The 24,694-nt window shown below is 72.0% G+C and carries 17 protein-coding genes and 2 pseudogenes; 5 read left to right on the plus strand and 14 right to left on the minus strand.

Going from position 1 to position 24,694, the window contains the following annotated elements; genetic code table 11:
• Window positions 1-49: 49 nt before the first annotated feature.
• The 8 genes from BUS84_RS16260 to BUS84_RS16295 all read right to left on the minus strand — a co-directional run bounded on the left by BUS84_RS16260 (window position 50) and on the right by BUS84_RS16295 (window position 8,781).
• Window positions 50-1,177, minus strand: a complete 1,128-nt coding sequence (locus BUS84_RS16260; RefSeq protein WP_074313524.1) for an ABC transporter permease — start codon at window positions 1,175-1,177, stop codon at window positions 50-52.
• Window positions 1,174-2,718, minus strand: coding sequence for a sugar ABC transporter ATP-binding protein (locus BUS84_RS16265; RefSeq protein WP_208869856.1), 1,545 nt, complete (start codon window positions 2,716-2,718; stop codon window positions 1,174-1,176). The genes BUS84_RS16260 and BUS84_RS16265 overlap by 4 nt, the downstream gene beginning before the upstream one ends.
• 109 nt (window positions 2,719-2,827) lie before the next feature.
• Entirely contained in the window at window positions 2,828-4,006 is a 1,179-nt protein-coding gene (locus BUS84_RS16270; RefSeq protein WP_074313526.1) for an ROK family transcriptional regulator, read from the minus strand.
• Window positions 4,007-4,267: 261 nt separating this feature from the next.
• A complete protein-coding gene (locus tag BUS84_RS16275) occupies window positions 4,268-5,293 on the minus strand; it encodes a YihY/virulence factor BrkB family protein (RefSeq protein ID WP_074313528.1) in 1,026 nt (341 codons plus the stop codon).
• 62 nt (window positions 5,294-5,355) lie between these two features.
• Window positions 5,356-6,165, minus strand: coding sequence for an ABC transporter permease (locus tag BUS84_RS16280; RefSeq protein WP_074318849.1), 810 nt, complete (start codon window positions 6,163-6,165; stop codon window positions 5,356-5,358).
• 9 nt (window positions 6,166-6,174) lie between these two features.
• Window positions 6,175-6,975: an ABC transporter permease gene (locus tag BUS84_RS16285; protein ID WP_074318850.1), complete on the minus strand. Its 801-nt coding sequence runs from the start codon at window positions 6,973-6,975 to the stop codon at window positions 6,175-6,177.
• A gap of 159 nt (window positions 6,976-7,134) precedes the next feature.
• Window positions 7,135-7,674, minus strand: a complete 540-nt coding sequence (locus BUS84_RS16290; RefSeq protein WP_074313530.1) for a hypothetical protein — start codon at window positions 7,672-7,674, stop codon at window positions 7,135-7,137.
• Window positions 7,675-7,848: 174 nt separating this feature from the next.
• Window positions 7,849-8,781 carry an ABC transporter ATP-binding protein gene (locus tag BUS84_RS16295; protein WP_074313532.1) on the minus strand — a complete coding sequence of 311 codons (933 nt, stop codon included), beginning with the start codon at window positions 8,779-8,781 and terminating at the stop codon, window positions 7,849-7,851.
• Window positions 8,782-8,923: 142 nt separating this feature from the next.
• Between BUS84_RS16295 and BUS84_RS16300 the strand changes: the two genes are divergently transcribed.
• Together BUS84_RS16300 and BUS84_RS16305 are read left to right on the plus strand one after the other, a co-directional pair.
• Window positions 8,924-11,212 (plus strand): TRAP transporter permease, encoded by a 2,289-nt coding sequence (locus tag BUS84_RS16300; protein ID WP_074313535.1) that lies wholly within the window; start codon window positions 8,924-8,926, stop codon window positions 11,210-11,212.
• Window positions 11,209-12,228, plus strand: coding sequence for a TAXI family TRAP transporter solute-binding subunit (locus BUS84_RS16305; RefSeq protein ID WP_074313538.1), 1,020 nt, complete (start codon window positions 11,209-11,211; stop codon window positions 12,226-12,228). Before BUS84_RS16300 ends, BUS84_RS16305 begins: the two co-directional genes overlap by 4 nt.
• A 41-nt stretch (window positions 12,229-12,269) precedes the next feature.
• On the opposite strand, the gene BUS84_RS16310 is transcribed toward BUS84_RS16305, so the two are convergent.
• Together BUS84_RS16310 and dnaG are read right to left on the minus strand one after the other, a co-directional pair.
• A complete protein-coding gene (locus BUS84_RS16310) occupies window positions 12,270-12,806 on the minus strand; it encodes a hypothetical protein (RefSeq protein WP_074313540.1) in 537 nt (178 codons plus the stop codon).
• A pseudogene (dnaG, locus tag BUS84_RS16315) lies at window positions 12,807-14,727 on the minus strand (DNA primase).
• Between the two features lie 114 nt (window positions 14,728-14,841).
• Here dnaG and BUS84_RS41435 point away from each other — a divergent pair.
• Window positions 14,842-16,049, plus strand: a pseudogene (locus tag BUS84_RS41435) (low temperature requirement protein A).
• A 6-nt stretch (window positions 16,050-16,055) separates the two neighbouring features.
• Here the strand turns inward: BUS84_RS41435 and BUS84_RS16330 are convergent.
• The 4 genes from BUS84_RS16330 to ppdK all read right to left on the minus strand — a co-directional run bounded on the left by BUS84_RS16330 (window position 16,056) and on the right by ppdK (window position 21,540).
• Window positions 16,056-16,886, minus strand: a complete 831-nt coding sequence (locus BUS84_RS16330; RefSeq protein WP_074313548.1) for a siderophore-interacting protein — start codon at window positions 16,884-16,886, stop codon at window positions 16,056-16,058.
• 15 nt (window positions 16,887-16,901) lie between these two features.
• Entirely contained in the window at window positions 16,902-18,161 is a 1,260-nt protein-coding gene (locus tag BUS84_RS16335) for a deoxyguanosinetriphosphate triphosphohydrolase (RefSeq protein ID WP_143728638.1), read from the minus strand.
• 21 nt (window positions 18,162-18,182) lie between these two features.
• Window positions 18,183-18,533, minus strand: a complete 351-nt coding sequence (locus tag BUS84_RS16340; RefSeq protein WP_074313552.1) for a VOC family protein — start codon at window positions 18,531-18,533, stop codon at window positions 18,183-18,185.
• Between the two features lie 298 nt (window positions 18,534-18,831).
• Entirely contained in the window at window positions 18,832-21,540 is a 2,709-nt protein-coding gene (gene ppdK, locus BUS84_RS16345) for a pyruvate, phosphate dikinase (protein ID WP_074313554.1), read from the minus strand.
• Between the two features lie 313 nt (window positions 21,541-21,853).
• On the opposite strand from ppdK, the gene BUS84_RS16350 reads away from it, so the two are divergent.
• Both BUS84_RS16350 and BUS84_RS16355 read left to right on the plus strand, forming a co-directional pair.
• A complete protein-coding gene (locus tag BUS84_RS16350) occupies window positions 21,854-23,560 on the plus strand; it encodes a beta-N-acetylhexosaminidase (protein ID WP_074313556.1) in 1,707 nt (568 codons plus the stop codon).
• 455 nt (window positions 23,561-24,015) lie between these two features.
• Window positions 24,016-24,672 (plus strand): C39 family peptidase, encoded by a 657-nt coding sequence (locus tag BUS84_RS16355; RefSeq protein ID WP_074313558.1) that lies wholly within the window; start codon window positions 24,016-24,018, stop codon window positions 24,670-24,672.
• Window positions 24,673-24,694: the final 22 nt, after the last annotated feature.

Genomic DNA, 24,694 nt, shown 5'->3' on the forward strand with positions numbered 1-24,694 from the left:
CCGGCCACTGTCGAATGTCTCGACGTCGCCAGGAACAACGTGCGGTGCGTCAGGTTGTGGTGGTGAGCCTGTTCCGCGCGAGGAGCCGAGTGAAGGACTTGAACTGGAACTGCTGGACCAGGACGGCGGCGACGATGATGCCGCCCTTGACCATGTTCTGTGCCTCGATGGAGAGGCCGTTGATGGCGAAGAGGTTGGTGATCGTGGCAAAGATGATCACGCCGAGCAGCGAGCCGACGATCGTGCCCCGACCACCGCTGAGCAGCGTCCCGCCGATGATCGCTGCGGCGATCGCGTCCAGCTCGTAGAGGTTGGCCATCGCCGCCTGGGCCGAGGTGGCCTGGGAGGTGAGCATGATGGCGGCGATGCCGCAGCAGAGGCCGGAGAGCGCGTAGAGCAGCATGGTGTGCCGGCGGACGTTGATGCCGGCCAGCCGCGCGGCCTCCGGGTTGCCGCCGACCGCGATGGTCCGCCGCCCGAAGGTCGTCCGGTTGAGCAGGACCCACCCGGCCACCACGACCGCGCCGAGGATGTAGACCAGGATCGGAATCCCGAGCACCTTGCGCGCCGCGATGTCGTTGATGAACGTGCTGCTCGAGACCTGGGTCTGCTTGTTGGAGATCGACGCCGCGAGCCCGCGAGCGGCCACCAGCATCGCGAGCGTCGCGATGAAGGGCACCAGCCGCCCGTACGAGATGAGCACGCCGTTGACCAGACCCACGCAGATGCCGACCACGATCGCGGTGAAGATCATGCCGGCGGCGCCGTAGCTCTGGGTGGCCACCGTGGTGCACCAGACGCCGGCCAGCGCGACGATCGCTCCGACCGACAGGTCGATGCCGCCGCCGATGATCACGAAGGTCATGCCCACCGTGACCACGCCGACGACCGAGGCGAGCTGGAGGATGGCCAGGATGTTGTTCCAGACCCAGGTGGGATCGTCGTAGAGGTCGGGCTTGGTGATCGCGCCGACCAGGATGAGCGCGGCCAGCACTCCGATCAGACCGAGGTTGCGCTTGACACCGTCGCCGTTGTCACCCCGCCACCAGGAGAGCCGCCCCCTGGATGCCGCCTTGTCGCCGGCCACCGCCGTCTCGGCCGGGTCCACCGGCGGCGACTGCACCGGAAGCTGCGTGCGCTCCGGTGTCGCGGTGGGTGTGGGAGTCGCGTCGCTCATGCCGGTGCGCCTTCCATCAGGGACCCCGCCATCACGAGGTCGAGCACGGTGTTCTCGTCGAGTTCGCCGGCCGGGGCCTCGCGGACGACCCGACCCTCCCGCATGACCAGCACCCGGTCGGCCAGGCCGAGCACCTCGGGCACCTCGCTGGAGACCAGCAGCACCCCGACGCCCTGTGCGGCCAACGCCCGGATGACCTGGTAGAGCTCAGCCCGGGCACCCACGTCCACGCCCCGGGTGGGCTCGTCGAGCAGCAGCAGTTTGGTGCCGCCGAGCAGCCAGCGCCCGACCACCACCTTCTGCTGGTTGCCGCCGGAGAGGGTGCGCACCGGCCGTCCGACATCCCGGGGCCGCAGCTCCAGGCTCTCGGCGATCCGGTCCGCTTCGGCCCGTTCCTTGGCGGCGTCGGTGAAGCCGAGCCGCGCGTACCGGCCGAAGGTGGCCAGCGTGACGTTGCGGTAGATCGGTTCACCGAGCAGCAGCGCCTGGCTCTTGCGTTCCTCGGGGGCCATCCCCATGCCGGCCCGTACCGCGGCGCCGACACTGCCCGGACGCAGCACCCGCCCGGCCATCCGGACCGAGCCGGCCTCCGCGACGCGGGCGCCGTAGATGGTCTCCAGCAACTCCGAGCGGCCGGAGCCGACCAGTCCGGCGATGCCGACGATCTCCCCGGCGCGGACGTCGAGCGAGACGTCGGCGAACTCGCCGGGACGGGTCAGCCCCTCCACCTGGAGCAGCTCGGCGCCGACCGTGTCGTCGGTCGGCCGGTCCGGGAAGACGTACTCGATGGTGCGGCCGGTCATCCGGCTGACCAGGTCGCGGGTCGGGGTGTCGCGCGCCGGCAGGTTCGCCGCCGTGGTCCGGCCGTCCTTGAGTACGGTGACCCGGTCGCCGATCTCGCGGATCTCCTCCAGGCGATGGGAGATGTAGATGACCGCGATGCCCTGTGCGGTCAGCTCGCGGATGATCCGGAACAGGTTGCCGACCTCGTCGTGGGCCAGCACGGCGCTCGGCTCGTCCATGATGATCAGCCGGGCCTCGTGCGACAGCGCCCGTGCCATGCTGACGATCTGCTTGCCGGCGGCCGGCAGTGCGCGGACCATCCGCCCGGGCGGGATCTCGCCGTGGCCGAGCCGGCCGAGGATCTGCCGGGTGTGCCGGGCCATCTTGCCGCGCCGGACGAAACCGAAGCTGCGGTGCTCGTGGCCGAGGAAGGCGTTCTCCGCCACCGAGAGATCCTCGACCAGGTCGAGTTCCTGGTAGATGGTCGCGATGCCGGCGCGCATGGCGGCCTGCGGATTGGCGAAGCTGACCGGCTCGCCGCGCCACTCGACCTCGCCGGAGTCCGGCTGGTGCACGCCGGCCAGCACCTTGATCAGGGTGGACTTGCCGGCGCCGTTCTGCCCGAGCAGGCAGTGCACCTCGCCGGCGCGTACCTCCAGCTGCACGCCGTCCAGGGCGCGTACCCCGGGGAAGGTCTTGACCACGTCGGTGAGGCGCAGGACGACCTCACCGGCGACGGTGTCGGCGGGGGCTTCGATCAGCGGCGCGTCGGCACCGGTGGCCGTCGGCTCGGTGGCGGCGTTCTCCTCGGAATGGGCCACGGTCTCCTCCTCGCTCACGACGGTTTTCCGGCTTGCGACTGCGGGCTCATGACGCCTCCGCGAAGGCGACGTCGCTGGCGAGCACCGCCGCGCCGGCGACGCCGGCCCGACCGCCGAGCTCGGAGAGCACGACCGGCAGGTTGCCGGTGGCCAGCGGCAGCGAACGGCGGTAGACCACGCTGCGGATCTCGGCGAGCAGGATGTGCCCGAGCTGGGCGAGCCCGCCGCCGATCACGATCATCGACGGGTTGGTGAAGCTGACCAGGCCGGCGAGCACCCCGCCGACCCGCCGTCCGCCGTCACGGATCAGCTGGATGCAGGTCACGTCCCCCTCGACGGCGCCTTCGGCGACGTCGAGTGCGGTCACCACGCCGCGCAGGGCCATCCGCTCGGCGAGCGCCGGCGACACCCCGCTGCGGGCGGCGGCGGTGGCGTCCTTGGCCAGCGCGGCGCCGCTGAACAACGCCTCCAGGCAGCCGACGTTGCCGCAGGAGCACATCGGACCGTGCGCGTCGACCTGGATGTGGCCGATGTCCCCGGCGCAGCCGTCGGTGCCCCGGTAGACCTCCCCGGTGAGGTAGATCCCGCACCCTATTCCGGTGCCGATCTTCACGAAGAGGAAGTCGTCCACCGAGTGGGCCACCCCGCCGTGTCGCTCGCCGATCGCCATGATGTTGACGTCGTTGTCGACCACCGCCGGGCAGCCGTGCTCCCGGCTGAGCAGCTCGCGCACCGGGAACCGGTCCCAGCCGGGCATGATCGGCGGCGAGACGGGGACGCCGTCGCGGAAGCTGACCGGGCCGGGCACGCCGATGCCCACCGCGTCCAGCCGCTCGTACGCGCCGTCGACCTTTGCCTTGTGCAGCAGCTCGTTGACCCGTTGCAGGGTCACCTTCGGTCCGTTGCGGATGTCGGCGGCTTCGGCGTAGTGGGCCACCGGTTCGAGCCGGCCGTTGACCACCTCGACGTCCATCGAGCTGGCGCCCAGGTCGACGGCCGCGAACCGCAGCTTCGGGTTCAGCTCGACCAGCGTGGAGCGACGCCCGCCCCGGGAGGCGGCGAGCCCGGCCTCCGCGACGTAGCCCAACGCGACCAGTCGGTCCAGCTCAGCCAGGAGACGCGGGCGGGGCATCTGCAGCCGGTCGGCCAGCTCGGCCCGGGACACGGCCCCCTCGTCGCGGAGTAACCGCAACAGCCGGACGTGCAGGGGGTCGACGGTCCGCACCCGGACTCACCTCTTCATTGGACTCGTTCACATCGGCGCAATGCCGATGTGTTGTGTCCGACACAGTAGGAGCGTTCCGTGCCGCCTGTCCAGAGCTTCAGCCATTCTGATCCCAACTTTTGTCCGAAAGAACAAAAGCTACTAGTCGATCAAGAAAAGGATCACCGAGCGCCCGGGTCCGCTCGCCCGATGTGCCACCGCCGGACACGCGACCGCCCCACCACCCGATATGCAGGTGGCGGGGCGATCGGCGCGGACGGGTCAGCGGCGGCGGGCGGAGTTCCGCTTCTTCTTGAGCTTGCGGTCGTCGCGCAGCTCGACGTACGGCTCCTCGTCGACCGAGTGGCCCGCCGAGATGGCCCGGCTGCGCTCCAGCTCCGCGTCGAACTCGGCGCCCAGCAGGATCGCGATGTTGCTCAGCCAGAGCCAGACCAGGAAGATGATCACCCCGGCCAGCGCCCCGTAGGTCTTGTTGTACGAGCCGAAGTTGCTCACGTAGAAGGCGAACAGGCCGGAGATCACCAGCCAGATCACCACGGCCAGCACACCGCCCGGGCTGACCCAGCGGAACCCGCCGTGCCGTGCGTTCGGCGACGCCCAGTACAGGATCGCGAACATCAGGCTGACCAGGATCAGCAGCACCGGCCACTTGGCGACATCCCACACCGTGACCGCCGTCGAGCCGAGGCCGATCGCATCACCGACCAGCTCGGCGAGACGGCCGGTGAAGACCACGATCACCGCGCTGGCCAGCAGCAGCACCCCGATCACCGCGGTCACGCCGAGCCGGATCGGCAGCGTCTTCCAGATCGGCCGCCCCTCCGGCACGTCGTAGATGGCGTTGGAGGCGCGCATGAACGCGCCGATGTACCCGGACGCGGACCAGAACGCCGCCAGCAGACCGAGGATCGCCGCGATGCTGGCCAGGCCGCCGTTCTTGTCCGCTGTGCCTATCGCGTCGGTGATGATCTGCCGGATGTTGCCCTCCGGCACCGCCTGGTTGACGGTGTCCGTGACGCCCTGGGTGGCGCTCTCGCCGAGCAGGCCGAGGAGGGAGATCAGCACCAGCAGGCCGGGGAAGATGGACAGCACCCCGTAGTAGGTCAGCGCCGCCGCCCAGTCGGTCAGGCTGTCGTCCTGGAACTCGGTGACCGTCCGGCGCAGCGCCGCCTTCCAGCCGCTGCCGGGCAGGTCGGCGGGGCTTTCCGGCCCCTCGTCCGGGCCGACCGGCCCACGAGCCGAGTCACGGTCACGCCCGCCGCCAACGGAAGACTGGTCGGAGGCCATCGCCCCTCCTCATCGTCGTGGTGTCGCCTCCGACATGCCCCGAGGAGGGCGGCGGGTAACCCCTACCGGTAGAGCAACCTGCCCATCCGGCGGGAAGCGACCAGCAGGCCGAGCGCCATCATCGCCAGCAGGTAGAGCACGTCGAGCAGCCAGGACCAACCGCTGCCGCCCAGCGCCAGACCGCGGATCAGGTGCACCGACCGGTAGAGCGGGGTGACCTCGATCAGCCAGTGCAGCAGGGTCGGATAGGCCTGCGCCGGCACGAACGTCCCGGAGAAGAGGAAAAGGGTGAACTGGGCGGACCCCATCAGGTCGAAATCCTGCCAGCTGCGCATGAAGGTGGACAGCGCCATGCCGAGCGCACCGAACGCGAACCCGACCAGCGCGGCGGCCGGGAAGGCGGTCAGCGCCCGGGCGACGGTGGTCAGGTCCAGTGCGACCATCACCCCGAGGAACGCGGCCGAGTAGGCGCTGCCCCGCAGCATCGCCCAACCCAACTCGCCGAGGGCGATCTCGAACGGCCGTACCGGGGTGGCGATCACCCCGTCGTACAGCTTCATGTACTTCATCTTGCCGAAGAAGTTGAAAGTCGTCTCCGCGAGCGCCCCGGTCATCGCGGAGGAGGCGAGCATCGCCGGAGCCACGAACTCGGCGTACGGGACCAGCCGCCCGTCGGGCAGCGGGAGGTCGCCGACCAGCGTGCCGACGCCCACCCCGATCGAGAGCAGGTAGAGCAGCGGCTCCACGAAGCCGGAGAGCAGCAGCAGCCAGTAGACCGACTTCAGCGCCGCGACGTTGCGCTCGACCACGGACGCCGACCGCCGGGACGCGGCGGAGACGTCGACCAGCCGAGGCAGGATCAGCGTGACCACGACCACTCCCTAGACGATGAGCTTGCGACGGAACGCGCGCAGCGCCAGCAGCCAGCCGGCGAGCGACCAGGCCACCAGGTAGAGCAGGTGCCCGGCGACCGACCATTGTGGGGCGACGCCGAGCGTGGCCGCACGGCAGAGGTCGACGGCGTGCCACAGCGGCGTCGCGTACGCCAGCCAGCGCAGCGCGTCGGGCAACGACTCGACCGGGAAGAACACGCCAGCGAACAGCGTCATCGGGATGACGGCGAACCGGAACAGCATCGCCAGCCAGCTGTCGCTGGACACCGACGCGGCGTACGCGAAGGTCGGCGCGGCCACGGCCAGCCCGAGCAGCGCCACCACCGGTAGGGTGGCCACCGCCCACGCCGAGTGCAGAGCCCCGAACAGCCCGGTGACCAGCAGGAACGCCGCGATCGCGGTGAGCACCCGGAACATCACGAAGGCCAGGTGCCCGGCCAGGATGTCGGCCACCCGCAGCGGGGCCGCGCTCTGGGCGAAGTACGTCTTGATCCACTGGAAGTTGCTGAACACCGGCCACGTCGAGTCGCCGACGGTCACCTGGAGGGCGGTCGAGGCGATCAGCCCGGGGACCAGCCAGTCGAGGTAACGCACCCCACCGACGCCCTGGTCGATGTAGGCGCCGACGCCGAGCCCGAAGCCGAGCACGGTCAGCACCGGCAGCAGGAACGAGGAGAACACCCCGGCCCGCCAGGTGCGCCGGTAACCCACCAGGAAGTAGTCGAACACGGCGAGCGCCGGCACCCGTGGCAACGCGGGCCGAGCCCGCTCCCGCGCCGAACCCGCCACGCTCACCACGACCACCTCCGCCACACCACGCCCGTCACGCCGACCTTCCTACCCCCGGGGTACGACAGGCCGCCGGTCACCCTACGGCGACCCCGCCGGCATGTCGCCCGGGTTTCCGGAAGTCGAGTTGTCCCGACTCGACCGGCTCGTACGCGCCGGTCAGGCCGGCCGGTGGGCGCGGACCAGCGCCTGCACGGCGTAGCCGAGCAGCAGCAGCCCCGCGCCGGTGCCGATCACCAGACCGGCGGACACCGCCGAGGCGAGCGCGGCGACGAGGCCCGCCGCCGCCACCACGCACAGCGCGACGCCGAGCGGCCGCAGCAGTGGGTCCCGCAGCAACGGGGCGAGCGGGAAGAAGTGCAGCCCGACCACCGCGCAGACCAGCACCGGGACGTACTCGGACCAGCCGGCGGCGGCCAGCACGGCGGCGCCCAGCCCCGCGGCGGCGAATTCGGCGACGACGATGAGCAGGTACCGCCGGTCGGTAGCCCGGTCCCGGGGGCCGCCCGCGCCCCGGGTGTGGGCCGACAGCACGCCGCCCGCCACGGCGGTGAGCAGTGCGGCGATGCTGCCCACCACGAGCAGGGCGCGCAACGGCTGCTCCGCGGCCGGCACGCTGAACCAGACCATCCCGAAGATGCCCAGGTAGAGGGCAGTCAGCCCGGCCTGGTGCCGGCTGTTGGTCTGCACGTCGGACATGAAACCCCCGTGGTCAGCTCCCGGTCGGACGGGCGCGTCGACCGGGCGCGCAGATGTTACCCATGATCAGCTACGGACAGCGCTCCCCGCTCACGCGCAGCCTCCCCGCCCGGAAAGCGGCCAGAGCCCACCGAGCCGCGATCGTTGGCGGCTCAGCAGCTCGGCCCGCGACCGTCAGTCGACCAGGGTGCGGCCGGTCAGGTGCAGGAAGACGTCCTCCAGGCCGCTGCGCCGCACCAGCACGTTGGCCGGACTGAGCCCCAGCGCGGAGACCTCGGCGACCGCCGCGTCGCCATCGGGCACATACAGCAGGACCCGGTCGGGCAGCACCTCGACCCGCTCCCCCAGCCCGGCGAGCTTGCCGGCGAACGGCTCCTGCGACTCGGCGGCGAAGCGAAGCTCGACCACCTCGCGGGTGGAGTGCCGCTCGATCAGCGCCCGGGGCGAGCCCTCGGCGACGATCCGCCCGCCGTCCATCACCACCAGCCGGTCGCAGAGCTGCTCGGCCTCGTCCATGTAGTGCGTGGTGAGCACCAGCGTGACGCCCTGCTGCTTGAGCCGGAACAGCCGCTCCCAGACCAGGTGCCGGGCCTGCGGGTCGAGCCCCGTCGTCGGCTCGTCGAGCAGCACGATCTCCGGCTCGTTGACGAGCGCGCGGGCGATGGTCAGCCGACGCTTCATCCCGCCGGAGAGCGGCTCGACCTTGCTGTCGGCCCGCTCGGTGAGCTGGACGAAGTCGAGCAGCTCGGCCGCCCGCTCCCGGGCCGCCCGCCGCGAGATGCCGAAGTAGCGGGCGTAGACGGTCAGGTTCTCCCGGACGGTCAGCTCCGGGTCGAGGTTGTCCAGCTGCGGGCAGACGCCGAGCCGGGCCCGGATCGCCGGCCCGTCGCGGACCGGGTCCATGTCGAGGATGCGCAGCTCGCCCCCGCTCGGTGGGGAGATGCAGCCGACCATCCGCATGGTGGAGGACTTGCCGGCGCCGTTGGGCCCGAGGAAGCCGAACGCCTCGCCCGAGCGCACGTCGACGTCGATGCCGTCCACAGCGGTGAAGTCGCCGAACCGCTTCACCAGCCCACGAGCCTGAATCAGTGGTCGCCCCGAAGTCACCGTCCGACCCTAGCGGCCGGGTCCGACAGCTCTCCAGGCAAATTCCACCAGGGGCGGCGGGACGACGCCGACCCCGATCGCACCGCGACGAAACACCCGTCGATGCCCCACCCGCCGCTTGATCGACGTGTATCGTCCCCTCGTGTCGCCCACCCGTTCGCCCGACGGTTCGCCGCCACCCGCACAGCCGGCCAACTCCCCCGCCGATGAGCCCGCACCGGGCGACGGCGGCGCACCACCCCGACCGAGAGCGGCCGAGGCGAGCGCGCCCGGTCCGGCCGCCAGCGCCGAGCAGACCGGGCTGGCCGACGACGACGCCCGCATCGACGCCGAACGGGCGACGCGGGACCTGGCCGCCCAGTTCGAGGACGAGAAGCCGGGGCGGGTGTTGTCCGGGCCGGCCGGTCTGCTCCTCACCGCAGCGGCGCTGGCGGTCGGCGGGCTCGCCCTCTGGCAGGTGTTCCGCCCGCTGGCGCAGGGCAGCAAGTACTACCTGATCTTCTTCCTGGCGGGCGTACTGCCGCTGGTCTTCCTGGTCTACCCGGCCGACCTGCGGCTGGCAGCCCGGCTGCGGGCCCGGCTGCGCCGCACCGGCGGCACCGACCGACCGGCCGGGCCGGACCTGCCACGTCCGGCGCCGGCGCGACCCACCGCAATGGACTGGGCCCTGGTGGCCCTGGCGGTGATCGGCTGCCTCTACCCCGTGCTGCCGATCGGGATCGGTACGGGCGGCGGCGGCTACAACGCCTTCCTCGACCGGCAGGGCCTGCTCGCGCCGATGGACCTGGCGATGGGCACCGTCCTGCTGCTCCTGCTGCTCGAAGCGTGCCGGCGGACCACCGGGTGGATCCTGCCCGCGGTCTGCCTGCTGTTCCTCGGCTACGGCTACTACGGCGGACTGCTGCCGCAGGCCTGGCCGGTCGCCCACGCGGGGCTCGACTTCAGCCAGCTGGTCGACGCGTTCTACAACTCGGACAGCGGCTTCTACGGCACGCCGTTGGATGTGGCCGCCTCGTACATCGTGCTGTTCACCATCTACGGGGCGGTGCTGGAGCTATCCGGAGCCGGGCGGTTCTTCGTCGAGCTGTCCGCGGCGGCGTTCCGCCGCTCGCGCACCGCCGCCGGGCGGACGGCGGTGGCCTCCGGCTTCCTTCTCGGCACCGTCTCCGGGTCCGGTGCCGCGACGACGGTGAGCATCGGCGCGGTCACCTGGCCGCTGCTGCGCCGCGCCGGCTATCCCCCGGAGAGGGCCGGCGGCATGCTCGCCGCGGCGGGGGTTGGCGCGATCCTCTCCCCGCCCACCCTGGGGGCGGCGGCGTTCATCATCGCCGAGTACCTCGGCGTCTCGTATCTCCAGGTGCTGGGCTGGGCCACCGTGCCGACGGTGCTCTACTACCTCGGCATCCTGCTCGCCGTGGAGATCGACGCCCGGCGCTCCGGCGTACGCCCGGTGGTGATCGACGTCAGCTCGCCGTGGCGCCTGCTGGCCCGGTTCGGCTACCACTTCGCCTCGCTGATCGCCATCGTCGTGCTTCTCGCCGTCGGCGTGTCCGCGACGAGGGCGGTCGTCTTCGCCACCCTCCTGGCGGTCGCGCTCTCCTTCCTGGACCGGGCGCACCGGCTCACCCCGGCCCGACTGGTGGCGGCGCTCGTCACCGGCGTACGCGGGGTGCTGGCGGTGACCGTCGTCTGCGCCGCGGCCGGCATCATCACGGCCACCACCACGAAGACCGGCCTCGGGCCGCAGGCGGCGGCGCTGCTGATCGGCGGGGCCGAGGCGGTCACCTCGGACCCGACCCTCGTCCTGGTGCTCACCGCGCTGCTCGCGGCCGTCGCACTGAGCCTGCTGGGCCTGGCCGTGCCGGTCACCGCCTCGTTCGTGATCGGCTGGGTGATCGTCGGCCCGGCGCTGCTCGACCTGGGCGTGACGGCGCCGGCGGCGGCGATGTTCGTCTTCTACTTCGCGGTCCTGTCCGAGGTGTCCCCGCCGACCGCGCTCGCCGCGGTGGCCGCAGCGGCGGTCACCGGCGGCCGGCTGGTGCCGACCATGTGGCAGACCCTGCGGTACGCGTTGCCGGCCTACCTGACCCCGATCGCCTTCGTGATCACGCCGGCCGGGCTCGGGCTGCTCGGCATCGGTGGCGCGCAGCGGATCGCCTTCGCCGGTGTGGTCACCGCGCTCAGCGTGGCGGTGCTCGCCGTCGCCGCCGGTGGTTGGCTGCCCGGCGTCGGCCCCGCCGGCGCCCCGGAGCGCGTGCTCGGCGCGGTCGCCGGCGTCACCCTGCTCTGGCTCGAACCCGTGCCGGTCACGGTCGGCGCCACACTGGCCGCCGTCGCCGTCGCGGGGGTGCTCGTACGACGCGGAGCCGCCGGCCGGACCGGCGGGCCGCGAGCCGGATCACCAGCTAACCTCCGGGAGGAGAAACTGTGAGACGAATCGACGTACGGCTCGTGGCGGGCCTGAGCGTGGTGGCTCTCGTCGCGGTCGGCGCCGCGGGTTGCGGGGGCCAGCAGGGCGGCGCGGCCAAGGACGACGCGGCCAACGAGGTCACCTGTGCGGTGAGCCGGGAGACCCGGGTGGGCATCGCCACCGGAAACGCCACCGGCGTCTACTACGTGGTCGGCAACGCCCTGGCCGGGCAGCTGTCCGGGGCGACCGGCGGCAAGCTCACCGGCACCGCCGCGGAGACGGGCGCCTCGGTGCAGAACGTCGAGCAACTGGTCAGCGGCCAGTACGACGTGGCGTTCTCCCTCTTCGACACGGCGGTCAACGCGGTTCAGGGCAAGGGCAGCTTCACCGCGCCGCAGCCAGTCGAGGCGCTCGCGCGGATCTACGACAACTACACCCAGGTCGTCGTCCGCAACGACGCTCAGATCGGCTCGGTGGCCGACATGCGGGGCAAGCGGATCTCCACCGGGTCGCCGAAGTCCGGCACGGAGGTGATCGCCAACCGGCTGCTGGAGGCCGCGGGCCTCGATCCGGCCAAGGACATCCGGGCGCAGCGCCTCGACCTGACCAAGACGGTCGAAGGCATGAAGGATGGCAGCATCGATGGCTTCTTCTGGTCCGGTGGCCTGCCCACCGGCGGCCTGACCGACCTGTTCACCACCTCCGGCGACACGGTGAAGTTCATCGACATCGCGCCGCTGCTGCCGAAGATGAACGAGTTGAGCCCCGCCTACCAGGCCGGGACGATCGGCCGGGACGCGTACCGGACGGCGGCGGACACCCCGACGATCGTCGTGCCGAACGTGCTGCTGGTCCGCAAGGACCTGGACGCCAACGTCGCCTGCGCGATCACCCGGACGGTGTTCGACAAGCGGGACGCCCTGGCCCAGGCGAACCCGGCGGCCCGGGGCATCTCGCTGGAGAACGCCCGCAAGACCGAGCCGGTGCCGCTGCACCGCGGTGCCGCCAAGGCGCTGGAGGATCTCGGCGCCAACTGACCTGGCCGGCGGGTCGGGCGGTCGACGGGCCGCCCGACCGGCTAGCCGTCGACCGGTGCGGTGGCGGCACGGGCGGTGGTCACCAGACGGTCAATCTCGGCGAGCAGGTCCTCGTCGTCGGGCGAGGTGCCGGGGTCGAGTCGGACGGTCCAGGTCAGACCGTCCACTCCGGCCACGCGCCGAGCCGCCACCCGAGCCGCGCCGCCGGGCACCGGGTGATGCTCGGTGTACGCGACCGAGCGGGTCACCCGGGCCCGGACCTGGTGCGGCAGCTCGCCGGGGTCGACCAGCAGGTAGGTCTCGGCCGGGCCGTCGGCGACCACCGTGTAGCCGTCGCGTTCGACGAGGGTCTCGGCGGGCGTGACGGTCAGCTCGCGACCGGACCAGACCGCCTTGAGGATCGCGTGCCAGCCGAGCCGGTGCCCCCGGCCGGGCAGCCACAACCCAAGGTTACTGGCCACCACCACCCCGTCGCCCTCGCCGTTGCCCGCCGCCGCCCAGGCCAGCACCCGCTCGTCGGCGGCCAGGGGCGGCCGGTCGGCCGGCGGAAGCTTCGGCTTGCGGCTGAACAGTCCCATCTAGAGCCCTCCTGCGGCCTGCTCGCGCAGCGCCCGCGCGTGCTGCTCCAGCGACAGCAGCTCGCCGAAGGCGGCGAAGTACTCGTCCTTGTTGTTGACCGGGTTGATGCGCTGGATCCGGGACTTGAGGTCCCGGATGCGGGCCGTGACCGACCCGAACTGCACCCGGGCCATTGTGATCGACACGTAGCGCGGGTCCGGTTCGCCGTCGATCCGCAGCGGCTCCACGGCCAGCTCGCCGACGAGCGCCGCCGACGCCAGGTCGTCGCAGGCGTCGCGGACCGACTCGATCCAGACCGCGCCGCCGGTCGCCGACGCGGCCCCGCCGGCCGCCGCGATGGCGGCGCGCACCGCGACGTGCACCGGGTGGCGGTACTCCGTGGCCTCGACCGCGTCGAACATGGGCCCGGCCAGCACCGGCTGCTGGAGGGCGAGCTTCAACGCCTCCCGCTCGACCATCGACTGCGGGCTGTCCAGCGCCGGCTCGGGGCGGGCCGGGGCGGGGCGGGCCGCGGATGCGGCGTCCCGAGCGGATGCGGCGTCCCGAGCGCTGGGCGGCGGGGCGGACGCGGCGGCGAGCACCGCCCGCTGCACCGGCTCGATCTCCATGCCGAGGTCCATGGCGAGCTTGCGGACGTACTCCGGGCGCTTCTCGCGGTCCTTGAGCTGCGCGACCAGCGGCGCGGCCCGCCGCATCGCCTCGACCCGGCCGTCGACGGTGTCCAGGTCGTACCGGCTGATCACGTGCCGCAGCGCGAAGTCGACCAGCGGCTCGCGCCGGGCGACCAGGTCGCGCACCGCCAGGTCACCCTTGGCCAGCCGCAGCTCGCACGGGTCCATGTTGTCCGGGCTGACCGCGATGAACGTCCGGCCCACGAACCGTTGGTCGTCGGAGAAGGCGCGCAGCGCCGCCTTCTGCCCGGCGGCATCGCCGTCGAAGGTGAAGATGATCTCCCCGGCCACCGAGTCGGTGTCCAGCAGGAGCCGGCGCAGCACCCCGATGTGGTCCGCGCCGAACGCGGTGCCGCAGGTCGCCACCGCCGTGGTCACGCCCGCCAGGTGACAGGCCATCACGTCGGTGTAGCCCTCGACGATCACCGCGCGGCCCTGCTTGGCGATCTCCCGCTTGGCCTGGTCGATGCCGTAGAGCACGTGCGACTTCTTGTAGATCGGCGTCTCGGGGGTGTTCAGGTACTTCGGCCCGTCGTCGTCGTCGAAGAGCTTGCGGGCGCCGAAGCCGATCACGTCACCGGCGAGGTCGCGGATCGGCCAGAGCAGCCGGCGACGGAACCGGTCGATCAGCGTGCCGGAGCGGGACTCGCGGGACAGCCCGGCGGTGACCAGCTCCTGGTGGCTGAAGCCCTGTTGGCGAAGGTGCTTGGTGAGCAGGTCCCAGCCCTCCGGCGCGAAGCCGCAGCCGTAGCGCTCGGCGGCGGCCCGGTCGAAACCGCGCTGCGCCAGGAACTCCCGCGCCGGCCGGGCGCCGGCGGTGCTGAGCTGCGCCCGGTAGAACTCGACCGCGGCGGCGTGCGCGGCCACCAGGCGCTGGCGCTGGCCCTGCTGGGGGCGGGGGCGCGGGGTGCCCTTGTCGTCCTCGATGTAACGCAGCTGGATGCCGGCGCGCCCAGCCAGCCGCTCGACGGACTCGACGAAGCTGAGGTGCTCGGCGTCCATCAGGAACTTGATCGCGTCGCCGCCGGCCCCGCAGCCGAAGCAGTACCAGACGTTGCGGGCCGGAGAGACGTTGAACGACGGGCTCTTCTCGTCGTGGAACGGGCACAGGCCCTTGAGGTTGCCGCCACCGGCGGACTTCAGGGTGACCGTCTCGGAGATCACATCCCCGATCGAGGTGCGTTCCCGGACCAGTGCGATGTCCTCGTCCCGGATCCGCCCAGCCATGCGCCACCCCCTCGCCGTACATCCTGCCCTGCCGGACCGACGACGCGGCGGCCGGGGGACGCGGGTGTGGCGACGGCCGCTGTCGGCCTCTCCGGTTCCGGCCCGGGAGCCGGGCCCGCGCGGGGACGATGACCAGATGCCCAGGGTACGGACCGTCAGCGCCCGCTTGCCGGGATGGTTGACCGGTTGGCTGGGCGTGCGCGGGCCCGCACCGCTGACGGACGAGGCCGGGCACCGGCACGCCACCTGGCTGGAACTCTTCCTGGACATCATCTTCGTGTACGCGCTGGCGGCGGTGGTGGCCCGGCTGGGCACCGACCCGACCCCGACACCGACAGCCATGCTGGCCGTGATCGGGCTCTTCGTGGTGGTCCAGTGGGCCTGGTTGGGGCAGGTCTACTACGACACCCGATTCGACCCGGACGACCTGCCGCACCGGCTGTTGGTGCTGGTCGCGCTGGTCGGCGCCGGCGCGATGACGCTCGGCGTGGACGAGGTGCCGGAGAGCCGGCTGCTGCCGATCGGCTACCTGATCGTCCGTGGCGTACTGCTCCTGCTCTACCTGCGGGCCCGGTCGACCAGCCCGAGGGCCGGGACGGTGACCTCGGTCTACCTGCTCGGCTTCGGGCTGGGCTGGTTGATCTGGCTGGTCTCGCTGGTCGTGCCCACCGCACTGCGCCCGGTGCTGTGGATCGTCGCGATGGCATCGAGCTGGCCACGCCCTGGGTCGGCCGGCACCGGCTCGAGCAGTGGCCGGTCGACCGCCGGCACCTGCCGGAACGGATCGGGCAGTTCACCATCATCGTGCTGGGCAGCGCGTTGGCCAGCCTGCTCTTCGCCGTGCCGGACCACCCCCGGCCGCACATGATCCTCACCGCCGGGTTGGCCTTCGTGGTGCCGGCCGCCGTCTGGTGGGTCTACACCACCTTCGTCACCACGGGCCTGTCGACGACCCGCCTGCTCGGCGGGCAGGCGTACACCTACCTGCACATCCCGCTCGGCGGTTCGCTGCTGCTGCTCGGCTGGTCGCTCGGGCAGGCGGTCCGGCTGGTCGACACCGGCACGACACGGCTGCCGATGGAGGTGCGGCTGCTGCTGGCCGCCTCGGTGGTGGTCTGGACGCTGTGCGGGCTGGGCCTGTACGCGCTCTCGAACCGGCCGAGCAGGGCCCGGCTGGCGATCGCCGGCTACGGGGTGGCCTCGGTCAGCCTGATCGGCGCGACGGTACGCGAGCCGCGTCTGCTGTTGTTCCTGATCGCCGTGGCGATCGTCGGATACGCCGTGCTGCTCAACCGGCGGCTCACCGCGGTCCGCGAGGAGTGGGAGCGCCGGTCCGGCGGCTGACCGTGCTCAGGCGGCCGTGGCCTCCTCGGCCGCCGCCTGCCGGTTCCAGTCGGCCTTGGTCGAGCGCCAGCCCTCGTCGTCCATGCCGCGCCGCCAGTACCCGGAGATGGAGAGCCGATCGGCGGGCACCCCGCGCTCGGCGCGCAGCAGCCGGCGCAGCTCCCGGACGAAAATCGCCTCGCCGTGGACGAAGGCGTGCACCTGGCCCGGCGGGAACTCCAGCTCCCGTACCGCCGCCACCAGAGCGGCGCCCACCGGACGCTCGCCGCGGTGCAGCCAGGTGAGCTGGACCGCGCCCGGGCTGAGCAGCTTCTGCTCCTCCGCCGGATCGGCGATCTCCACGAAGACATGGGCCGGTGCGCCCAGCGGCAGCCGTTCCAGGGCGGCGCCGATCGCCGGCAGCGCGCTCTCGTCGCCGACCAGCAGGTGCCAGTCCGCGTCCGGGCTCGGGGCGTACGCCCCGCCGGGGCCGACGAAGTGCACCGGATCGCCCGGGCGCAGCGCGGCGGCCCACGGCCCGGCCAGCCCCTCGTCGCCGTGGTGCACCACGTCGACGGTCAACTCCTCGGCGAGCGGGTCCCAGCGCCGCACGGTGTACGCGCGCAGCCGGGGCCACTGCTCCCGGGGCAGATCCCGGCGGATCGCGGCGAGGTCCAGCGGCTGCGGGTACGCGACGCCGGGCTGCGGGAAGACCACCTTGATGTAGTGGTCGGTGAACTCGCCCACCGGCAGGTCGGCCAGCCCGTCCCCGCCGAGGACGAGCCGGATGAGGTGCGGGGTGGGCCGCTCGGTGCGCAGCACCCGGACCGAGGTGACGTTCCTGGGGCGTTCCGTCATGCCACTTAGGCTAGCCTAATCTTCGCCGTCCCCCACGGGCGGTGCGCTGCCGCCGACCAGACGGGTGTGCCAGGTCACCGCCGCCGGGTCGGTGAGCGAGGCGACCTGGTCGATCACGACCCGGAGCCGGGCGGCGTCGTCCGGCGCGGCCCGCCACAGCGGGGCGAAGACCGGATCGAGCCCGTCCGGCGCCCGCCGGACCAGCGCGGCCACCAGCTCGGCCAGCATCGTCCGCTGCAGCTCGTAGCGGCCCCGGAAGCCGGGACGACGCATCACGTAGCGCAGCGCGATGCCCTTGAGCAGGGCGCAGTGGGCCCGGACCAGCCGCGGCACCACCAGGTCGGCCGCGTAGCGGCGGTGCGGGCCGGGGCCGAACCGCTCCTCGGTGGCGGCCACCGCCGCGGAGACGAACCGACCGGTCAGCCCGCTGGTGGTGGCCTTCAGCGCGACCTGCGCCCGGTGGCTGCCGTCGTACCCGGCGAGCGGCGCCAGCAGCGGGTCCGCCAGCAGCTCGACCAGCAGCTCGGCCAGGTCGCCCGGGGACTCCCCGGAGTAGGTGGCGGCCACGTCGGCGCAGAGGGCGGCCCGCTCGTCGGCGTCGGCGAGCAGCGGGCGCAGCGACACGTACCCGCCGTGGATGCCGTCCTCCACGTCGTGCACCGAGTACGCGACGTCGTCGGCCCAGTCCATCACCTGCGCCTCCAGGCAACGCCGGTCGCCGGGCGCGCCGGCCCGGATCCAGTCGAAGACCGGGACGTCGTCGGCGTACACCCCGAACTTCCGCTGCCCCGGCCGGCGCGCCCAGGGGTACTTGCCGATGGCGTCGAGCGACGCCCGGGTCAGGTTCAGCCCGGCGGACGAGCCGTCCGGGGCGAGCACCTTCGCCTCCAGCCGGGTCAGCACCCGCAGCGTCTGCGCGTTGCCCTCGAAGCCGCCGCAGGGCGTGGCGAGCAGGTCCAGCGCCGCCTCGCCGTTGTGCCCGAACGGCGGGTGCCCGAGGTCGTGGGCGAGCCCGGCGACGTCCACCACGTCAGGGTCGCAGCCCAACCGGGCGCCCATTTCCCGGGCGATCTGGGCGACCTCCAGCGAGTGGGTGAGCCGGGTGCGCAGGAAGTCGTCGGTGCCGGCGGTGTGCACCTGCGTCTTGGTGGCCAGCCGGCGGAAGGCCGCGGAGTGCAGCACCCGGGCGCGGTCGCGCTCGTACGGTGACCGGCGGTGGCCGGTGTCCTTGGGGGCCTCCTCGACCAGCCGGGCGTCCGCCGCGGCGGACGGCACTGCGGTCAACCGGTCACCGACCTAAGCCTTCTGCCGCAAGACGCAGAACTCGTTGCCCTCCGGGTCGGCCAGCACCGTCCACTGCACGTCGCCCTGGCCGATGTCGACGTGCCGGGCGCCCATGTCGACCAGCCGCTCGACCTCGGCCTCCTGGTCGGCGGGGCGCAGGTCCAGGTGCAGCCGGTTCTTCCGCTCCTTGCCGTCGGCGACCGGCACGAAGACCAGGCCGGGAAGCCGGTCCGCGGACTGGCGGATCTCCACCTCGTCCGGCTTCTCGGTGGTGATCTGGTAGCCGAGCGCCTCGGCCCACCAGCGGGCCAGTCGGGCCGGATCGCGGGCGTCGACGGTCAGGCTCTCCCAGACGCTGCTCATGCAGTCACCCTTCCCCTCGACGGCGTGCGCAATCGGCGGTGTACGAGCGAGCCAAGATTACGCCCGCCGGAGCCGCCCGGCCTGCCCGCGACGCCACGCCGAAAGGTCCACAACCGCCGATTGGCCGGGAGTTGTCAGCCGATCGCCGAGGGTTACGGCCTCGCGGCCGGAGGTAGCCGCCGGTAGCGCCCCCAGCGCGGAACGTGACCAACCGATCGCACGACCGGTAGGGAGAGACGCTCGTGGACGCATCGTGGCCGGTGGCGGCCCGGAAGCCCGGGCCACCACCGGCGACGCGTCAGCGGCTGTCCGAGCCGTCGGTCTCCACCACCGCCCGGCCGGCCTCCAGCCGGGCCACCGGCACCCGGAACGGCGAGCAGGAGACGTAGTCCAGGCCGACCTCGTGGAAGAAGTGCACCGAGTCGGGGTCTCCGCCGTGCTCACCGCAGATACCGAGCTTCAGCCCGGGCCGGGCGGCCCGGCCCTCCTCGGCGGCGATCCGCACCAGCCGGCCGACACCGTCGCGGTCGATCGACTCGAACGGCGAGATGCCGAAGATGCCCAGCTCCAGGTAGCGCCAGAAGAACGCGCCCTCCACGTCGTCGCGGGAGAAGCCCCAGGCCATCTGGGTGAGGTCGTTGGTGCCGAAGGAGAAGAACTCCGCCGCCTCGGCGATCTGCCCGGCGGTCAGCGCCGCCCGGGGCACCTCGATCATGGTGCCGATCAGCACCTCGACGCCGCTGTCCCCGACCACCTCGGCGATGATCTTTTCGGCCTCGGCGCGGACCGTCTCCAGCTCCTGCACGGCGCCGACCAGTGGCACCATGATCTCCGGCTTGGCTGTCCCGCCTGCGCGGGCGCAGGTGACGGCCGCCTCGGCGATGGCCCGGACCTGCATCGCGAAGAGGCCGGGGATGACCAGGCCGAGGCGGACGCCCCGCAGCCCGAGCATCGGGTTCTCCTCGTGCATCCGCCGGACGGCGGCGAGCAGCGCCTCCTCCTTGGCCACGTCCTCGCCGCGCTCCTGGGCGACCGCGACGTTCACCGCGAGCTGCTCCAGCGGCGGGAGGAACTCGTGCAGCGGCGGGTCGATCAGCCGGACGGTCACCGGCAGGCCGTCCATCTCGCGGAAGATCTCCTCGAAGTCGGCCCGCTGCAACGGCAACAGCGCCGCCAGCGCCGCCTCCCGCTCACCCTCGGCTCGGGCCAGGATCAACCGCTCGACCAGCTCCCGCCGGTCACCGAGGAACATGTGTTCGGTGCGGCAGAGTCCGATGCCCTCGGCGCCGAAGCGCCGGGCACGGGCGGCGTCCGCACCGGTGTCGGCGTTCGTGCGAACCGCGAGCCGCCGCTTGCCGTCGGCGTGCGTCATGATCCGGTGTACGGCCCGAACCAGCGCGTTGTCGATGTGCTCCGGGTCGAGACTGCCCTCGAAGTACTGCACCACCTCCGACGGCATGACCGGCACCTCGCCCAGGTAGACCTTGCCGGTGGTGCCGTCGATGGAGACGACGTCGCCCTCGCTCACGGTCTGCCCGGCCACCGTGAACCGCTTCGCCGGCACGTTCACGTCGATCTCGTCGGCGCCGGAGACGCAGGTCTTGCCCATCCCGCGGGCCACCACGGCGGCGTGGCTGGTCTTGCCACCGCGCGAGGTGAGGATGCCCTTGGCGGCGATCATGCCGGTCAGGTCGTCCGGGTTGGTCTCCCGGCGGACCAGAATCACCGACTCGCCCTCGGCCGCCAGCTCGACAGCCCGGGCGGAGGTGAAGACCACCTTGCCCGACGCCGCGCCCGGCGAGGCGCCGATGCCCTTGGCGACCGGCTGGAACTCGTGGTCGAGCTGGAAGCGGGGGAACATCAGCTGGGCCAGCTGCGCGCCGTTGACCCGGTGCAGCGCCTCGTCCAGGTCGATCAGGCCCTCGTCGACGAGCTGCCCGGCGATGACGAACGCGGCGGCGGCGGTGCGCTTGCCGACCCGGGTCTGCAACATCCACAGCTTGCCGCGCTCGATGGTGAACTCGATGTCGCAGAGGTCCCGGTAGTGCTCCTCCAGCCGGGCCATGAAGGAGAGCAGCTGGTCGTAGGACGTCTTGTCCAGCTGCTCCAGCTGCTGCAACGGCACCGTGTTGCGGATGCCGGCGACCACGTCCTCGCCCTGGGCGTTGGCCAGGTAGTCGCCGTAGATGCCCTGGGCGCCGCTGGCCGGGTCGCGGGTGAACGCGACACCGGTGCCGGAATCGGGGCCGAGGTTGCCGAAGACCATGGTCACCACGTTGACCGCGGTGCCGAGGTCGGCCGGGATGCGCTCCTGGCGGCGGTAGAGCACCGCGCGCTCGGCGTTCCACGACTCGAAGACCGCCCGGATGGCCAGGTCGAGCTGTTCGCGCGGCTGCTGCGGGAACTCCCGACCCGTGTGCTTGAGGAAGATCTTCTTGTACGCGTCGACCAGCCCGCGCAGGTCGTCGGCGTCCAGGTCCAGGTCGTTGTGGGTGCCCTTGGCGCGTTTGACGTCGTCGAGGGCGTGCTCGAACTCCTCGCCCGGCACCTCGCAGACGGTCTTGCCGAACATCTGGATGAGGCGTCGGTAGGAGTCCCAGGCGAACCGGTCGTTGCCGCCCGCCTGGGCGGAGAGGCCCACCACGCTCTGGTCGTTGAGCCCGACGTTGAGGACGGTCTCCATCATGCCGGGCATGGAGAACTTGGCGCCGGAGCGGACGGAGACCAGCAGTGGGTCCCGCGGGTCACCGAGGCGCTTGCCCATCGCGCGCTCCAGCGATTCCAGGTGCGCCTCGATCTGGCCGGCGAGCCCGTCCGGCTCCCGGCCGGTCGCGAGGTACGCCTGGCAGGCCTCGGTGGTGATGGTGAAGCCGGGCGGAACGGGCAGACCGAGGTTGGTCATCTCGGCGAGATTGGCGCCCTTGCCGCCGAGCAGGTCCTTGAGGTCCTTGTTGCCCTCGGTGAAGTCGTAGACGTACTTGTGATCGACGGTCTCTTGCGCTGCCACCAGAGCCTCCCACGCGCGCCGGATTGACACTTAACGAAGGTTCAGTTTCCTCATACCCCGGGACGGACCACCGGTAATCCCGGAGTCGACGCCGATCGGTGGGCGAAGGTTAAGCGAACATCGAGTGGCCTGGGCCCGTTCGGTGACAATAGGCACAGCTATCACGACTTTCCGTGTTCGTACCGGTTTTTGGGAACGCTTCCATGCGCACGATCACGCATCCCGGCCTGTCGCCGTACCCTTGACGGCACAGCCAGCCGGTGAACCTCACTTTTGCCATAACCGACGCGAATACACCCCCGGAGCCGCCGCCGTGTCGACCATCCCCTTCCCCGGACCCACCGCCACCCCCGGCGGGTCCGGCGCCCCCGACTCGGTGCCGCTGTCTGCTCACGAACCGGACGCGGCCACCCTGGCCCGGTCGGCCGAACAGGCCGCCGGCGAGCTGCTCGCCCCGCCGGCCCCGGTCCGGCTGGCCGACGTCGTGCCCGCGCCGCAGCAGGTCGAGCCGGACGCGGCCGAGGACTGGCTGCTGCCGCCCGACGCCGTCATCGTGGCCAGCGCCGACCCCGCCGCGCTGACGGTCGCCGCGCACCTCGCCGAGCTGCTGCGACCGGCCACCGGTTACCCGCTGCCGGTCACCGACACCACCCGACCGGCATCGGCCGGTGGCATCGCGCTCGCGCTCACCGACGACGACAGCCTGGGCGCGGAGGGATACCGGCTCGCCGTGACCCGCGCCGGGGTCACCATCACCGCGGTCACCGCCACCGGCCTCTTCTACGGCGCGCAGACCCTGCGCCAGCTGCTACCGCCGGCGATCGAGAGCCCGGTCCCGATCACCGAACGGTGGATGCTGCCCGGCGGGACCATCACCGACGCACCCCGGTTCCCGTACCGGGGCGCGATGCTCGACGTGGCACGGCACTTCTTCGCCGTCGAGGACGTGCTGCGCGTCGTCGACCACCTGGCCCGGTACAAGCTCAACCACCTGCACCTGCACCTCACCGACGACCAGGGCTGGCGGATCGCCGTCGACTCCTGGCCGAAGTTGACCACCGTCGGCGGGGCGACCGAGGTCGGCGGCGGCCCCGGCGGGCACTACACGAAGGCCGACTACCTGCGGATCGTCTCCTACGCCGCCGCCCACCACGTCACCGTCGTTCCGGAGATCGACCTTCCCGGGCACACCAACTCGGCGCTGGTCGCGTACCCCGAACTGGCGCCGGACAAGGTCGCGCCGCCGCCGTACACCGGCACCGAGGTCGGCTTCAGCTACGTCGACCCGACCGACGAGCGGACGTACGACTTCATCGCCGACGTGCTGGGTGAGGTGGCCGCGCTCACCCCCGGCCCGTGGCTGCACATCGGCGGCGACGAGGCGTTCAAGGTCAAGGGTGAGGTCTACACCGGTTTCGTCGAGCGGACGCAGCGGATCGTCGCCGACACCGGCAAGATCGTGGTCGGCTGGCACCAGCTCGCGCCGGCCGCGCACGTCGACGGCCGGGTCCTCCAGTGGTGGGGCACGAACGGCGCGGACCCGGGCACCCTCGAAGCGGTACGCCGGGGCGCACGATTGATCCTCTCCCCGGGCAACCACGCCTACCTGGACATGAAGTACGACCCGGACACCCCGGTCGGGCACGACTGGGCCGGCCTCATCGACGTGCGCCGGGCGTACGACTGGGATCCCGGGTCACACGTGACGGGCGTGCCGGACGCGGCGGTACTCGGTGTCGAGGCACCGCTCTGGACCGAATCGGTCACCTCGCTGGCCGAGATCGAGTTCATGCTGCTGCCCCGGCTGCCCGCCATCGCCGAGCTGGGTTGGTCGTCCCCGGCAACGCACGACTGGGCCGGGTTCCGCGACCGGCTGGCCGGGCACGGCCCGCGCTGGGCCACCGCCGGAATCACCTTCCACCGCGCGCCCGAGGTCCCCTGGCCGGCCGAGCAGGCCACGCCCACCCTGCCGACCCCTCGCGGCCCGGCCGAGGCCGACACCCTCGCCGACAAGCCCTGACCGGGAGGACACCTCCCCCGCTGCCTGTCGAGCTGCCCCGAACCTGGACCGGATCGATGTGCGGGTGCCGGCTCCGGCGCCCCACATCCGGGGCAGCTCGACAGGAGCCTCGCGCCCGCCCCGATCCTCGCGAAGTCGGCACGCCGAAGACCCGGCTCTGGCGCGCGTGTGACCTCTGTGCAAGGCCGTCCGGTTTGGGGACGCCTGTCCCGTGGGCGGGGCCACTCCCAGGGTGGAATCGGGGCTGAGCCCCGGTCGTTACACCTGGCATACCGCCGTGGCTCCGCAGCCCGGCGCGACAGCCGCCGGGAACACCCGCCAGGCCGTCGCGGTTAAACCCCCCGGACACCCGAGCAGGCCCCGGCCGCCGGGCAGATTCCCTTCTGAACTTCCCCGTGCGGCCCGCCCCCTTCGTGCGGGTCGCACGTATCCCCCGAACAGAGGAGCACGCCATCATGCGTACCGATCTGATCCGCAAGACCGCTCTGACCGCTGCCGGCCTCGCCTTCACGGGCGGTGCCATCGCCGTCCCCATCACCGCCGCCTACGCGATGTCGGAGGCGAAGCCGGCCACGCAGACCCAGACCGACCGCAAGGGCCACGGCGACCGCGAGCTCAACGTCCGCTACGAGGCCCAGCCCAACTTCTACTACTGCGGCCCGGCCGCCACGCGTAACGCCCTGTCCGTGCAGGGCAAGAACATCGACGTGGACGCCATGGCCAAGGAGATGGGCACCACCGAGGCCGGCACCAACTCGATCAACGACATCACCCCGGTGCTGAACAAGGAGACCGGCAAGGACGCGTACCGCAGCGTCGAGATCAGCAGCTCCAGCGCCGACGACAAGCAGACCGGCAAGCTGCGCGCCGACATCGTGCACACCGTGGACGAGGGCCGCGCTGTGGTCGCGAACATCGCCGGCACCACCACCGACGTCGATGGCGCCGTCCACTCCTTCGAGGGTGGCCACTACATCAGCGTCGTGGGCTACCGCGACGGCGGCGAGACGGTGAAGATCGCCGACTCGGCCGACCCGAACATGGCCTCGTACTGGATCAGCGTGGACAACCTGGCCGACTGGATCGCCACCCGCGGTTACTCGGCCTCGTGACACAGCGACAACAACGCGAAGG

The organism is Micromonospora cremea (assembly GCF_900143515.1).
GTDB lineage: Bacteria > Actinomycetota > Actinomycetes > Mycobacteriales > Micromonosporaceae > Micromonospora > Micromonospora cremea.

Bases quoted from the DNA above. Each gene is read 5' to 3' on its own strand.
- BUS84_RS16260 (WP_074313524.1), bottom strand. From the start codon at position 1,177: ATGAGCGACGCGACTCCCACACCCACCGCGACACCGGAGCGCACGCAG.
- BUS84_RS16275 (WP_074313528.1), bottom strand. From the start codon at position 5,293: ATGGCCTCCGACCAGTCTTCCGTTGGCGGCGGGCGTGACCGTGACTCG.
- BUS84_RS16290 (WP_074313530.1), bottom strand. From the start codon at position 7,674: ATGTCCGACGTGCAGACCAACAGCCGGCACCAGGCCGGGCTGACTGCC.
- BUS84_RS16310 (WP_074313540.1), bottom strand. From the start codon at position 12,806: ATGGGACTGTTCAGCCGCAAGCCGAAGCTTCCGCCGGCCGACCGGCCG.
- BUS84_RS16330 (WP_074313548.1), bottom strand. From the start codon at position 16,886: ATGACGGAACGCCCCAGGAACGTCACCTCGGTCCGGGTGCTGCGCACC.
- BUS84_RS16340 (WP_074313552.1), bottom strand. From the start codon at position 18,533: ATGAGCAGCGTCTGGGAGAGCCTGACCGTCGACGCCCGCGATCCGGCC.
- BUS84_RS16355 (WP_074313558.1), top strand. From the start codon at position 24,016: ATGCGTACCGATCTGATCCGCAAGACCGCTCTGACCGCTGCCGGCCTC.